The 13861-nt window shown below is 38.8% G+C and carries 16 protein-coding genes, 1 tRNA gene and 1 pseudogene; 9 read left to right on the top strand and 9 right to left on the bottom strand.

All coding sequences use genetic code 11. The annotated features are described in order from the left end of the window. Positions 1 to 272 precede the first annotated feature (272 nt). Positions 273 to 515, top strand: a complete 243-nt coding sequence (locus tag ACX3PU_RS07455; protein WP_459084345.1) for a GlsB/YeaQ/YmgE family stress response membrane protein — start codon at positions 273 to 275, stop codon at positions 513 to 515. A gap of 311 nt (positions 516 to 826) precedes the next feature. Here ACX3PU_RS07455 and ACX3PU_RS07460 read toward each other — a convergent pair whose 3' ends face one another. From ACX3PU_RS07460 to rpsO, 4 genes and pseudogenes are all read right to left on the bottom strand, one after another. Then, positions 827 to 1177 carry a hypothetical protein gene (locus ACX3PU_RS07460; protein WP_459084346.1) on the bottom strand — a complete coding sequence of 117 codons (351 nt, stop codon included), beginning with the start codon at positions 1175 to 1177 and terminating at the stop codon, positions 827 to 829. 207 nt (positions 1178 to 1384) lie between these two features. Next, positions 1385 to 1507, bottom strand: coding sequence for a hypothetical protein (locus tag ACX3PU_RS07465; RefSeq protein ID WP_459084347.1), 123 nt, complete (start codon positions 1505 to 1507; stop codon positions 1385 to 1387). An 18-nt stretch (positions 1508 to 1525) separates the two neighbouring features. Continuing rightward, positions 1526 to 1768, bottom strand: a pseudogene (locus ACX3PU_RS07470) (hypothetical protein); the annotation flags it as partial. A gap of 445 nt (positions 1769 to 2213) precedes the next feature. After that, positions 2214 to 2483, bottom strand: coding sequence for a 30S ribosomal protein S15 (rpsO, locus tag ACX3PU_RS07475; RefSeq protein WP_459084348.1), 270 nt, complete (start codon positions 2481 to 2483; stop codon positions 2214 to 2216). A 175-nt stretch (positions 2484 to 2658) separates the two neighbouring features. Here rpsO and ACX3PU_RS07480 point away from each other — a divergent pair, with 175 nt between their 5' ends. Both ACX3PU_RS07480 and ACX3PU_RS07485 read left to right on the top strand, forming a co-directional pair. Next, a complete protein-coding gene (locus tag ACX3PU_RS07480) occupies positions 2659 to 3225 on the top strand; it encodes a pyruvate decarboxylase (RefSeq protein ID WP_459084349.1) in 567 nt (188 codons plus the stop codon). 109 nt (positions 3226 to 3334) lie between these two features. Then, a complete protein-coding gene (locus ACX3PU_RS07485; RefSeq protein ID WP_459084350.1) occupies positions 3335 to 4057 on the top strand; it encodes an ABC transporter substrate-binding protein in 723 nt (240 codons plus the stop codon). On the opposite strand, the gene ACX3PU_RS07490 is transcribed toward ACX3PU_RS07485, so the two are convergent. Then, positions 4047 to 4499, bottom strand: a complete 453-nt coding sequence (locus tag ACX3PU_RS07490) for a GAF domain-containing protein (protein ID WP_459084351.1) — start codon at positions 4497 to 4499, stop codon at positions 4047 to 4049. The two genes, ACX3PU_RS07485 and ACX3PU_RS07490, sit on opposite strands and share 11 nt — an antisense overlap. 3 nt (positions 4500 to 4502) lie before the next feature. Next, positions 4503 to 5927, bottom strand: a complete 1425-nt coding sequence (locus ACX3PU_RS07495) for a TonB-dependent receptor (RefSeq protein ID WP_459084352.1) — start codon at positions 5925 to 5927, stop codon at positions 4503 to 4505. Between the two features lie 44 nt (positions 5928 to 5971). Between ACX3PU_RS07495 and ACX3PU_RS07500 the strand changes: the two genes are divergently transcribed. The 5 genes from ACX3PU_RS07500 to ACX3PU_RS07520 all read left to right on the top strand — a co-directional run bounded on the left by ACX3PU_RS07500 (position 5972) and on the right by ACX3PU_RS07520 (position 10042). Further along, positions 5972 to 6739, top strand: a complete 768-nt coding sequence (locus tag ACX3PU_RS07500) for an MBL fold metallo-hydrolase (RefSeq protein WP_459084353.1) — start codon at positions 5972 to 5974, stop codon at positions 6737 to 6739. Positions 6740 to 6799: 60 nt separating this feature from the next. After that, positions 6800 to 6880: transfer RNA gene (locus ACX3PU_RS07505), tRNA-Leu, on the top strand. A gap of 699 nt (positions 6881 to 7579) precedes the next feature. Then, positions 7580 to 8110, top strand: a complete 531-nt coding sequence (locus tag ACX3PU_RS07510; RefSeq protein ID WP_459084354.1) for a YceI family protein — start codon at positions 7580 to 7582, stop codon at positions 8108 to 8110. 26 nt (positions 8111 to 8136) lie between these two features. Beyond that, complete coding sequence (locus ACX3PU_RS07515; RefSeq protein ID WP_459084356.1) at positions 8137 to 9474, top strand: hypothetical protein; 1338 nt, start codon at positions 8137 to 8139, stop codon at positions 9472 to 9474. A 70-nt stretch (positions 9475 to 9544) separates the two neighbouring features. Then, positions 9545 to 10042 carry a hypothetical protein gene (locus ACX3PU_RS07520; RefSeq protein WP_459084357.1) on the top strand — a complete coding sequence of 166 codons (498 nt, stop codon included), beginning with the start codon at positions 9545 to 9547 and terminating at the stop codon, positions 10040 to 10042. A gap of 23 nt (positions 10043 to 10065) precedes the next feature. On the opposite strand, the gene queG is transcribed toward ACX3PU_RS07520, so the two are convergent. Further along, on the bottom strand, positions 10066 to 10992 hold the full coding sequence (gene queG / locus ACX3PU_RS07525; RefSeq protein WP_459084359.1) for a tRNA epoxyqueuosine(34) reductase QueG: 927 nt from the start codon (positions 10990 to 10992) through the stop codon (positions 10066 to 10068). Positions 10993 to 11105: 113 nt separating this feature from the next. Between queG and ACX3PU_RS07530 the strand changes: the two genes are divergently transcribed. Continuing rightward, a complete protein-coding gene (locus tag ACX3PU_RS07530) occupies positions 11106 to 11396 on the top strand; it encodes a rhodanese-like domain-containing protein (protein WP_459084360.1) in 291 nt (96 codons plus the stop codon). A 49-nt stretch (positions 11397 to 11445) separates the two neighbouring features. On the opposite strand, the gene ACX3PU_RS07535 is transcribed toward ACX3PU_RS07530, so the two are convergent. Together ACX3PU_RS07535 and ACX3PU_RS07540 are read right to left on the bottom strand one after the other, a co-directional pair. After that, positions 11446 to 12435: an NAD(P)H-dependent flavin oxidoreductase gene (locus ACX3PU_RS07535; protein ID WP_459084361.1), complete on the bottom strand. Its 990-nt coding sequence runs from the start codon at positions 12433 to 12435 to the stop codon at positions 11446 to 11448. Positions 12436 to 12483: 48 nt separating this feature from the next. Further along, entirely contained in the window at positions 12484 to 13848 is a 1365-nt protein-coding gene (locus tag ACX3PU_RS07540) for a foldase protein PrsA (RefSeq protein ID WP_459084409.1), read from the bottom strand. Positions 13849 to 13861: the final 13 nt, after the last annotated feature.

A 13861-nucleotide genomic window follows, 5' to 3' on the forward strand; every position in this document is an offset into this window, starting at 1 on the left:
AAAAACCCCTAAATTCTAAACACTTCGCGCCGAGTTTTCGAAAAATCAGACCCTGAATTTCTACAATCTAGCTCTTCAATCTCCTTACTTAGATTTGCTTTCCATTAAATATAAATTTTCAGAGGCTATTAGGAAAGGTCTTACCCTATCTTCATTTCGCGAATGGTCCTAAAGGATAAGAATTATAATTTTCAAGAATTTTTTCAAAATTTCCATTTTACCGCTCTGTGGCATAAATCTAGCGCTATTCAAAGTACTAAAAAAATAAAATTATGGGAATATTATGGACACTTATTATCGGAGCTTTAGCCGGATGGCTAGGGTCTCAAATTTTTAAAGGAGGAAGCTTAGGACTTCTGGGTAACATTGTCGTAGGGATTGTTGGAGGCTTTATTGGCTACTGGCTACTTGGAACTACATTTGGAACAAATATTTTAGGTCAGATTCTTACAGGAGCAGTAGGAGCCATTATATTACTGGCTATAATCAATCTACTCACCGGCAGGCGAGTCTAATGAAAATCAAACCAAAAAAAATGAAGCCGTCTCAATACAATTTTGAGGCGGTTTCTTTTTTATGCTAATTGTCTAGTCCTGAAATATTTTGTAGGTTTTCACTATTTGTAGTGATTGAGCAAAAAGAATTGGATTAGGTATTTATATGGGTACGAGCGTGAAGCTCGCACCAGCGGGGATTTCTACGCATAGAGACCCCAATAATCATTGGTTGTGAGTACTTTAATCGCACGCATATAAAAAACGCTAACATTTCACAGTTAGCGTTTCTTTTTTTCTCAAAGTCGGGAGACTTTGAGAAGCGGGGAAATTTAATTTAGTGTGTTTTTCATTTTGACATAATCATTTTTATAATTTGTTTTTAAAATTCTCTCTTCATTTTTCTTATTCTTTAAAACTAGAATGCTGTCATTTATAATGTCTAATTTGAAGTTATTGTTTCCAATTTTTATACTGTCATCAAATAATTTCCATTTATTATCTGGGTAGATTATATCTCCTCCACTATAAGGATGTATCTGTTTTGTATTTCTCCTAATTACAAACAGTTTATATTCCCCATTTTCATAGAATTGGTAGCCATAAGATCTGTAAGTATTTTTATTATATTCATCGTCAATTAACCAATATTCAGATGTTTTGGTTGCTATTTGATGTTTCAATTTATCCTTACATGAATTAAGAAACAATGCGAAAGAAAAAAATATCATTATTTTACGCATATACTATTCTTTAATATCTTTTGTATTTCTCTTAAGTTGAAAAGTTCCACCATTAGGACATATCGCTTCCATTGATGGTGTTCCGTTACTATTATGCTGGGTTGTTCTAATTTTATATCCTGTTTTCAATTGGTTAAATTGATTTATTTAACCATCTAATTTATCTGTATTTCTTTCATCCTCATTCATTTGTAAAAGATAATTACCAAATGAACCTATTGATCCTCTTTGAAAATCTTCAGTTCCTTTCTTAAATGTAGGATCTCCCATTTGTTTCAAATATACATCTTAATGATTATAAAGTTTTCCTTCTGTCTTATTTCCATTAAGAAAGTCTATTTTATGAAAATATTCGTGTTTAAGAACATTTGTAAAGTTGAAATAGGCATTCATATTTTCACTCAATCCTTCTTTCATATTGATTATAGAAGCATACGGACTAGTTGCTAAAGTAAAACCAGGATTATCTTTAGCTAAATTTCCTACAGGAGTGGATCCAGCCCCAAAAGTTCCAGACATTCCATTTTTAGATGCGTAATAATAGCTATTCTCATAACAGCTTCTCTACTACCATATGACTGATCAAGCTGACTTGGCATTGCAGACCAAGTTACACCATGTATAATAATATTGTGAGAGCCATTATGGTCGTCGTATATAAATTTTTCAAAAATACCAAAATGATGATCTAAGGACTTCTGCCGTCTGGGTCAATAAATCTAATAGGATTATTATAGGTACAAACATTGTATCCTTTTGGATTGTTTGCCACCCCTGTAGGGGGCTTGATATATTGAATCTTATTACTTAACCCATTGTCCTTATAGGTACATATAAGTTCATCCAAATTGCTCACCCTGCATTCCGTAGTCTACTATATTAGGTTAATATTCTACTTAAATATCAAATAGAAAACCGTCTCAAAAAAAAATACTGAATCTTAATAGAATCGGTATTTTTTTTAGTTTGAAAAGGATTATTTTCTAAGTCCTAGTTCCGCGATAATCGCTCTATATCTAGTAATATCCTTGTTTTTAAGGTAATCCAATAGCCTTTTTCTTTTCCCTACTAACTTTACAAGAGATCTTTCTGTTGCAAAATCTTTTTGGTTCTTTTTCAAGTGACCTGTTAAGTGGTTAATACGGAAAGTAAAAAGTGCTACTTGTCCTTCTGCAGATCCAGTGTTCTCTGGAACTCCGCCATGTTTTGCGAAAATTTCCGCTTTTTTCTCTGATGTTAAGTACATGCAAATATTATTTAATGATTATTATGTAACGAGCTGCAAATGTACAACAATTCCCTAATCTGAGCAAACCGGTTTTTGAACGAAAATTTAGTCCCGTAAAAAGTGTTAAAAAAATCTTAAATTTTATAATATAAATTCCAGGAATTGGCTCTATTTTTGCATCATTACTACAAAGATGAAAAAACTGTTATTTCCCATTTTACTTGTTGCGGCAAGTGCTGTAATTTTAAAGAGTTGCATAAACGTATCCGCTGCACAGGGACCTAGTTTTTCCAATTCAAATATTGGCTCACAGAACGTTCAACAGGTGCTATTTTTCAATCCAGAAATTGACCCTGGAATAGAGGAGATTCGATTCCCATCCTATCAAACTTTTTTTGACGGCGTTACCCAAGAGTTTTCTAAATCAAAAAACATTATAGTAAACCGAGTGGAAACCCCAATGATTTACGATGATGTAGACGTGGAAACCCTCAAGGAAATTTGCAAAATCAATAATTTTGATCTTGCCGTAGTTCCAAAAATAAAATATTTCAAAGTTGGTTTTGGAAAATACGTGCTCTCCAATCAAGTAATTGTAAGTTTAAAAATGTACAATTCGAATGGAGAACTCTTAAGTGAATCTTCCTACGACACCTATCGCAAAAACAAACGCATCCTTGGAAGTACGGAAAACTCTATTAAAATTGGAACCACCGGGGCACTAAATGAAATCCGTAAGTACCTTCGAAAAACAAGGTAATCTTTGATCGCTATTTGAGAATTCTTCTAAGTTCGAAAAGAACATTATCTTTGAAAGAAGCTATCCTTTGTAATTCGTAAGGGGCCTTTTAATTTTCAAATCGATTCAAATGCGTATTGTCTCTCTAGTCCCTTCTTTCACCAAAACACTTTTTGATTTTGAGCTCGATAGTTCCCAGATTGTAGGAAGAACTAAATTTTGCATCCACCCTTCAGAGAAAGTTTCTCAAGTGCAAATCATTGGAGGCACGAAGGATCTTAAATTAGAGAAAATAAGAGCTTTGCAGCCCGATCTCATCTTGGCAAGCAAAGAAGAAAATGAAAAAAACCAAGTCGAGACGCTTCAATTGGAATTTAATGTTTGGGTTACCGATATTAAAACTTTAAATGACAACAAGGAATTTCTTAGTGAGCTCGGGGAACGTCTCCAAAAACAATCCTTAGCCCACTGCTTTAATGAGAAATTAGATCAAATGTTTAATTCTCTTCCGAGAAGAAAAGAAAAGAGTCTAACCTATTTCATTTGGAAAGACCCTTATTTAAGTGTAGGCGGCGATACCTTTATCCACGCTATGCTAGAACAACTAGGATTTAAAAACTCGCATGAAAATGCTTTGCGCTATCCCACAGTTCCTCTTGAAGAGCTCGCCACAGAAAAAACTCTTTTTCTTTCTAGCGAACCCTATCCATTCAAAGAAAAACATAAGAAGGAACTTCTTTCCCTATATCCACACCTTGAAATCCATCTGGTCAATGGAGAAGCATTTAGTTGGTACGGAACCCATTTGCTAGAGTTTGAGTCGGATTATAGAGAACTGGTCTCTATTTTATAATCTTTGCGATTTCCTCGCAAAGCCATTCCAATAGCTCTCTATCTTCCTGCGTAAATGCATTGGGCGTATGCGAGTCAATATCAATTTGCCCTACATTCACACCGTCTTTAAGAATTGGAACCACAATTTCCGCTTTGGTCTCTAGGGAACAAGCCAAGTAATTCTCCTGCTCATAAACATCTGCTACGACAAATGTTTCATTAGAAACCGCTACTTGTCCACAAATTCCTTTTCCAAAGGGAATGACTGTATGGTCTGTTTCAGCGCCTACGTATGGACCAATCACTAACTCTTCCTTGTCTCCATTTCGGAAATAGAATCCAGTCCAATTAAAATGTTCGATCTCTTGATTTAACAATTGGCAAATCTTTTTTAATTTGCTTTCAAAGCTTCCCTGAGGACTCTCTAAAATAAATAGCAATCTTTTTTTTAGCTCTTTCATGATTTATTCAAAGTGAAATTCTTTATACCCAAACAGTCCTCTTTCTTTGATCATTTCCGCCACGCCATCTGGAAGTTGATCCTCCCATCCGTTTTCTTGGTTTGTGATCTTTGCAAGCACATCGCGCGAATAGATTTCAAGTACACTTGGGTCGTATTCTTCTACATCTACAATTTGCCGGTTGGCAATAAAAAATTTATAAAGTTCTTTTACCTTTCGATCTACTTTCAACGTTTTCGATGTGAGTAGACAATTGGTGTCCGGATCTTTGTACGGATAGAGATAAACCCGCATATCTTTTCGGAAAAATTTTCCGAATGCTTCGAGTATACCTCCTGACAAATGCTCATAGTATTGCTCTTCGAAGACCATCAGAAGATTGTTTACGCCCATCGCAATCCCGAAGTATCGAATGTTATAGCCTGTAAAATATTCCGCAAGTCTATAATACTCAGAGAAATTGGAAACCATAACCGTATAACCGAGCTTGGCTAAGATATCGACTCTATCTAAGAAATCCCGCTCATCAATACGACCGGTGGCACGCAAATTAAACGTGGTGATTTCAAAAATAATGACAGTATCCTCAGGCTTTCCTTCTGTATCTTTTAGAAACATCTGAAGTCCCTTCTCAAACATATCGGTGTTAACGAGCGTCACCGGCCGAAAGCTACCTCGAACCGCAAAAACATCTTTCTTATAGAGAATATCGGCAGGCAGCATGTTCTTTCCTTCCGAATTGAAAATCACGGCATCCGTCATTCCTTTTTTCACAAGCTGCAGAGACATAAGGCGATTGTCCACATAAGGGAAAGCGGGCCCCTCAAAATGAATGGTATCAATTTCAATTTTGTCCACTGAGATATCATCGTACAAAGACTTGAGCAAATTCCGGGGATTGTCAAAATAATTAAAGGCACCGTAGATAAGATTCACGCCTAAATTCCCCAACGTTTCTTGCTGTAAACTCGCTTCGTTTTCTTTAAATCGGACGTGAAGAATAATCTCACTATACTTTTCATTCGGCTGATGCTGAAACATAAGTCCCACCCAACCGTGACCTTTAAACGTTTTGTGATAGTTTATCGTTGTGACGGTATTGGCATAGGAAAAATAGCGACGGTTTGGCATCTCCGATTGGTTTAGCCGCTCGCTTATGAGTCGCATTTCGTGACTAAGCATTTTCTTTAGACGGGTCTGGGTGACAAAACGATTTTTGTCTTCCGTCCCATAAATTGCATTGCTATATTCCTTATCGTATGCGGACATTGCTTTTGCAATCGTATTGGAGGCACCGCCCGCCCTGAAAAAATGGCGTACCGTTTCCTGTCCAGCACCGATTTCTGCAAATGTGCCGTATATATTATGGTCTAAATTGATTGCTAATGCCTTCTGTTTCGGGGTTAAGAATTGCTTAATCTCGGACATTTATATTTTTTTGTAAATTTACCAAAATAATAACCGAGCGCAAAATGAAACTGAAATTTCTAGGCACAGGAACCTCCCAAGGCGTCCCCGTCATAGGATGCAGTTGTGAGGTTTGCACCTCACAAAACCCTAAAGACCAACGCCTAAGAGCCTCGGCCATCCTAACCACAGACTCAAATCATAAAATATTAATTGACTGTGGACCTGATTTCCGCGCTCAAATGCTTAAATTCAAGGAAACCTCGGCCGATTCCCTACTTATAACGCACGAACACAACGATCATATTATTGGGCTTGACGACGTACGCCCCCTGATCTTTCGCACCCGAAAAGACCTTGAACTCTACTGCCAAGCGCGCGTGGCAAAAGAAATACAAGGCAGATTTCCATATGCTTTTGCTGAGAATCGTTATCCCGGGGCGCCCTCTTTTGAGATTCATGAAATTAACGCGACTCCTTTTACACTTTGGGACACTCTTATTACGCCCATCCAAGTCTTACACTATACCCTTCCCATCTTTGGGTATAAATTCAAGAACTTAGCCTACATCACGGATGCAAGTTTGATTCCTGAAGAAGAAAAAGAAAATTTAAAAGATCTGGATTACCTCATCTTAAATTGCATTCGAAAAGAAGACCCGCACCCCGCCCACTTCATCCTTCCTGATATTAAAAAACTCAATGAAGAGCTAAAACCCAAGGTCTTACTTCTCACGCACATCAGCCATCATTTTGGTCTTCACCTAGAAAACGACCCTGATCTTGACCCGAACATTTCTTTAGCCTACGATGGTCTTGAAATTGAATTCTAACAAATTCGAGAAAAACATTTTTAAATTTTAAATTTTACCTTATATTTGCACACCAAAATTGCCCAGGTGGCGGAATTGGTAGACGCGTTGGTCTCAAACACCAATGCCATTGGCGTACCGGTTCGATCCCGGTCCTGGGTACTATTAATTAAAAGTAATCTATTGAATTTCAATAGATTACTTTTTTTTGGTTCCGAGAGGTTTTGTTTTGCACCTAATAGACGGATAAATCAAGGCAAGTGAATCATGTTCCATACTATTAATTTGCAACTTATTGCATCTAAATAATTTGCCAAGAACCTTTCGTCCTTCCTATTATGGACGTGTTTTTCAATCTCGGAATCCTCTATTTCTAGATTTCCTGCTAATTCTCTTCTAGCAACTTTTTTATTTTTTACTATTAAACGATATACCAGATCCTGCGTTGGAGTCAGTTCTGTTCTAGAACAGTTAATTTGACCACCTTCTTTCCAAAATATCTAATTGCGACAGAAAATTCAGCTAATAACTGCGAGAGAATTCTTCTCTAATTTTGGCGCATCTGTATAATTTACAATTTAATTATATCCTAATCACAAACGACTAGAATGACTTTCATCATAGTGGTTTTTGCTAAGGTTTCTACTATTCCCAATTTAAAACCATCAATTTTTATCAAACTAATAAATAATTAAACAAACGTTGAACAATCGCTATATTCCATCAACTTAAATTACAATATATGTAAAACATTAGCGAGTATTGATATATATCACTTATAATTTTCTCTAAATATTTACGAATACCCAAACCATTAGGTATCTTTGTATAAGAAAATGAAACCAATTAAAATTATCAATAATGAGAAAAGTATCAAGAGTCAAATTACTCGCCTTGTCCCTAAGTTTTGTAGCTGGAATTTTCAGTGCCCAACAGCTTTCGAGCAAAAGTGTAAATGTGAGTGTAGAGGGAACCTCACCCATGCACAACTGGACAATGACCTCCACTACGGGTTCCTTTAGCGCCCAACAGAATGGGAACACATTAACCAATGTAAAATTTACGATGCCTGTGAAAAACCTCAAAAGTAGCAAAGGGAAAATGATGGACAACAAAGCATACGGTGCTTTAAAGGCTAGCACATCACCTACCATTTCCTTTACCACTTCAAGTTTAAATGTAGGCAAATCGGTAGTGAACGCTCAACTCTCGATTGCGGGAAAATCCAAAACAATTTCGATGCCCGTGACACTTACAAAAACTGGAAATGCCTACAAAATCGTTGGAATTCAAAATTTAAAAATGTCTGACTTTGGAATGGAAACCCCCGGCTTTATGGGAGTAAAGACAGGAGACCAAGTAAAAGTATCCGTATCCATCGTAACCAATTAGAATAGTAACTCTAAAATGATAAAATAATGAAAACTCAAAACTTGAAATTAGCTCTCGCTACCGCGATTTTCACAAGTAGCATTTCGTTTGCACAAAACAGCGACATGCGAGCCTACTTAGCTCCTGAAAAATACCAAAGAAATATCTTTGAGGATCCAAAAATGCAGTCTCCTGACTACGAGGGAGTCAAAGTATCGATTGGAGGAGATTTCGCTTTGCAATTCCAAGCACTGGATCATTCTACCAAAGGAAATCTAGGGTACAAATTGGACGCAAGCGGACAACCTACGTCCGAGGCAATTCAGCTCTTAAATTTAGGAAGTGATGTCAATCTTCCCACCGCCAATTTAGATGTGAATGCCTATCTAGCCAAAGGAGTTAAAATGCATTTAAGAACTTACCTATCAGCGCGTCACCATAACGAAGCGTGGGTAAAAGGGGGATACATTCAAATTGACGACTTAGACTTCGTATCCGAAGGACTGTTATCCAATGTGATGCAGTACGCGAGAGTAAAAGTGGGAATGGATGAACTCAACTATGGAGACTCGCATTTTCGACGCACCGATAACGCGGAGGCATTAAATAACCCGTTTGTTGGGAACCTAGTGATGGACAACTTCACCACAGAACCTTTCTTAGAAGCCTACTTATTTCACAAAAACTTTTTAGGAATGGTGGGAGTTTCGAATGGAAAACTCAACCAAACCGCTGTAAAAGGAAAAAGCGACAACAAACCGTCGCTCTATGCTAAAGTGGGATATGACAAACAAGTGGACAAGGATCTACGCGTTAGACTAACCGGATCCCTCATGAAAACCAACGGTCTTACCACTGGGGGCAACCTTTACGGTGCGGATCGAGCAGGATCTCGCTATTACTATGTCCTACTTACCGAAATGGATGCAATGGGAACCAGCAATTACGCTACAGGACGATTCAATCCTGGGTTTAAAGAAATGACCGCCATCCAAATTAACCCGTTCGTAAAGTACCAAGGACTTGAATTCTTCGGAACCTTTGAAAATGTAAGTGGAAACAAGCTTGTAAGTGGTGCAAAGCGAGATACCCGCGGGAATTATACGCAGCTTGCGGCTGAACTTCTCTATCGATTTGGCCAGAAGGAGCAGTATTACTTCGGAGGCAAATACAATACGGTTTCTGGTAAAGACGACAAAAACGCAGCAAAACGCTCGATCGATCGATACAACATCGGTGCAGGTTGGTTCATGACCCCAAATGTACTTGCAAAAATCGAATACGTAGATCAAAACTATAACAACGACACTGTATGGGGTGCCTCTAGTCCACTTATGGGTGGTCAATTCAACGGAGTGATGCTAGAAGCGACCATAGGTTTTTAATTTTATCTTTTTAAATTTTTTTGGAAGGGGGGCAATCCAATTGCCTCCTTTTTTTCTAGAAACTTGCTATATGAAAATTGAACAGCTATTAATTCTACTGCTTCCTTTCTTCTTTTTTGCCCAAAACAACAGCATTGTGATTGCGGGCAAAACGAACGTGAATGCCTTTAAATGCACCCACACAAACATGCCACTACTACCCGCCTTGCAAAGTGACAAGCTGCCAAACATTCAGTTAAAAGTGGTTGATTTTGATTGCCGAAACAAACTCATGACAAATGACTTTCGTAAAACTCTAAACCACACGAAGTATCCAGACCTAACCATTCGTTTTGTAAAACTTAAAAAGCTCGGTACAAGCAATTATTACAAGGCCACATTGGAGGTTCAGCTCATGCGCAGTCAAAAGACCTACGACATTACACTATTCCAAGAAGGGAATCAACTGGTGGGAACCAAAAGAATTCAATTTAGTGATTTTCACATCTCACCGCCCACTCGGTTAGGAGGCACCATTAAAGTGCAGGATGAATTAGATCTATCGGTGAGTCTAAAAACTTTACCCTAAACTAAGTAAGGTATACTCTAAAATCAACTTAGAAATTCAATATTCCGTTTTAGTCCACTAAATTTTGTGCGCTTCACAGCCGATTTTCGAAACACCTCGGAGAATAGCTCCTGCGTTAGTTCTTTCCACTGTGCTTTTGAGAATTGATCTAAGCCTGGATTGGGATCAAACCTTGGCTGTTTATGGGGAAGCGAAAACCGATTCCAAGGACATACATCTTGGCAAATATCACATCCAAACATCCAATCCTCCATCGAATCCTTAAACGATGCAGGAATGGACTCTTTAAGCTCAATAGTAGCGTACGAGATGCATTTACTGCCATCAATGACACTAGGCTCCACTATGGCCTCGGTAGGACAAGCCTCAATGCAGCGGGTACAACTTCCGCAATAATCCCCCATCGGAGAATCATACTCGAGTTCCAAATCGCAGATAATCTCTGCCAAGAAGAAAAAAGAACCTTTTTGCTTGGTTATTAGATTCGCATTTTTTCCCACCCAACCGATTCCGGATTTGCGAGCCCAACTTCTTTCAAGAACAGGAGCTGAATCTACAAATACCCGAAAAGAAAATTCGCCGATTTCTTCCTGAAGCTCCTGAACCAACTGCGCCAAAATCCCCTTGATAATAGGATGGTAATCCTCACCATAGGCATACTTTGAAATTTTAAAATTTTCAAGCGTGGGAAGCTCCTCACTTGGATAGTAATTGTACGACAGAGAGATTACAGATTTGGAGCCTTCTACAAGCAGTCTTGTATCCACACGCTTATCAAAATGATTCTCCATATACTGCATCTTCCCCTGAAAGCCTTTTTTCAAATAATTTTCAAGCGCTTTTGCATCCTGTTCTAAAAACCCAGACTCAGCGATGCCGCAGTCTTGAAACCCAAAAGCTTTCGCTTTGGTTTTAATCAATTGGGTCCAAGATTCTTTTGATGCATTCATTCCACTGCGAAGATAAAGCAAATTCCAATGTCAAAAAAAGAGAGCTCAAGAATTCCTCGAAATTTCCTTATAGAATTTAAAAAATTTGCTACTTTAGCAAAAATTCTAAGCATATGAGTACAATACAAGAAGTCTTAACCTCTGGAAATTATCATCTAATTGATGTACGCGAACCGATTGAACTAGAAATGGACGGTGCAATTGAAGGAGCCACCAATATCCCCTTAGGTGAGGTAGAGGCACGCGCCGAGGAAATCACTAGCTTACCCAATCCGGTCATTCTCTTTTGTAGAAGTGGAAACCGAAGTGGAAAAGCCCTTGAACTTCTTTACGACCATGGACTAAAAGAAGGCTACAACGGAGGTGGATACATTCAACTGCAGGCTCTTCTAGAAGATCAATAAAATTGAGATCACGACCTAAAAAAAACACCTCTTGGGTGTTTTTTTTGCTTTAGGCTAGAAAATCGACAAACGTAGCCGATTGAAATTCTTCTAGTAATCTTTCAAAGACTTCGTCCACACTGAGCACCTGGTCTATTAGGGCGGATACCTGCCCGATTTCGAGTTCGCCTTCTGCTAAGTCGCCCTCGAACATTCCTTTTTTGGCTCTTGCTCGGCCGAGCACGCGCCGTAATTCCTCTTTATCTCTTCCCGATGCATAAATCTCCTCGAGTTGGTTAAAGAGCTCATTTTTCACCATTCTAACCGGCGCCAGTTCCTTTAAAGAAAGCATTGTACTTCCCTCCGATAAACTTGTGATATGCTCTTTCCATAGATCGTGTGCACTTGCTTCCTTCGTGGCTGCAAAACGACTGCCGATCTGAACTCCATCAGCTCCCAAAATTAGGGCTGCTTTCATTTGAGAACCCAGGGCAATTCCTCCTGCGGCAATGAGCGGAGTTTTTATATGTCTTTTCACATTCGGAATCAAAACAAGGGAGGTCGTCTCCTCTCTACCGTTATGTCCACCCGCCTCAAAACCTTCCGCCACAATTGCATCCACGCCCGCATCTTCGCACTTGACCGCAAACTGGGTAGAGGACACGACATGTGCCACCTTCACTCCTTCTTTTTGAAGCGTTTCTGTATACGTTTTAGGACTTCCCGCGGAAGTAAAAACTATTTTTACGCCGTGGGAGAGGACTATTTCAATGATTTCCTCTAGGTTGGGATAGAGCATGGGGATGTTCACTCCAAAGGGTTTGTCCGTAGCCGCTTTGCATTTGACTAAATGTTCCTTTAAAACATCGGGATACATACTTCCTGCCCCAATTAAGCCTAACCCTCCCGCATTGGACACAGCACTCGCAAGACGCCATCCGGAATGCCAAATCATGCCCCCTTGAATGATAGGGTATTTTATTTTGAAAAGCTCGGTAATACGGTTTTGTTTCTCGCTGTACATTTTCTCTGCGATGCCAAAATGAATAAAATTGCTCATGTACCAAAAATAGAAAATCCTTTAGAGATTCTAAAGGATTTTCTAGGGTTATTCACTTTCTTTATTCCACTCGCTGGTAAAAGCGCAGTGGTTGTATCGTTCGTTAATTGAGATAAACGTATCGGATAATTTCTCCTTTACCCATTTCTCAACAAGCTGTGCCTTCTTTCGTTCCGCAGCGAGATGTTTAATTCTCTCATAATCGGTTTCAATCGCGAGCTGGTGAGAAGCTATTTCCTCGTTTACCATCACAATATTCACTGTTTTTCTTTCGTTGGCGGCTTGGTCTTGGAATACTTCTGTCATATCGTGAGGCTTTATTCCTACGATTTGATACGCTAACGTAGCGGGAAGATCAATCTTTTCGATCTTATCCCCTCCATCGGCACCGGTCAAAGTACCTCCATTAAATTTCGTGTTTTTGTCGTCCGAGAATTTGAACGCCGCTTCTTTAAAGGTTAATTTTCCTTCAATAATTCTTGTACGGATAGAATCAAGCTCTTTTCTAGCACTTTCAATTTCTTCCGCGTTTGGTTCCGCTTTTAAAAGAATGTGCCTAGCATCGTACTGCTTCCCACTCTTTTTCACAAGTTGAATCAGGTGGTAACCAAAATCAGTTTCTACAGGTTCTGACATCTCCCCTTCTTGTAAGTTTAAGGCAGCAGCTTCGAAAGGCCTTACCATTTTTCCTCTCGAAACATTGGTGTAAAGACCACCCTGAGCAGCGGATCCAGGATCTTCAGAGTAAATACGAGCCATTTGCTCGAAACTTTCTCCATTTAGAATGTCCTGTTTGATTTTTAAGAGTTTGGCTTTTAGTTCGTCTTTATGTGCTTCCGTTAATTTAGGATACATCATAATCTGCGAAACCGAAACCTCGTCCTTTACCATAGGCAATTGATGTTGGTACATCGTATAGAAATCGGTTACTTCGTTTGGAGTTACGTCCACTTTCTCCGTAATTCTAGCATATTTTTGTTGACCGTAGTAATTGTCCGCGTCAATTTTCTCAATGGCGTTTTTCATCTCGTAAGAATTACGAAACTTATATCCTGCAAGCATTGATTTCTCGTCTGGGAATTGAGCAAGAATTTGATTGTATTTCTCGTTTGCCATTTCTTTAATCGCCGCCGTTTTATTCTCAATAAGCGTATCGCGCTTCGCTTCGTAGATCAGAAGCTTATTGTTCACGATGTTTGCAAGAAACGTACAGCGGTCACTCACTTGAGCTCCTTGCTGCTTGGCGTAATTCATTTGTTCGTCAATGTCTGACTCCAAAACAATTTCATCTCCGATTACCGCCGTAATCCCATCCACTAATGCTCCTTTTTGAAGTTGCTGTCCCTGAGCGCTTCCTGCAAAAAGGGTTATAAAAAACACACTTAAAAAAAGTGATTTTACATTATTTACCATCATAAAACTATCT

The sequence above is a fragment of the Chryseobacterium sp. A301 genome, assembly GCF_054489425.1.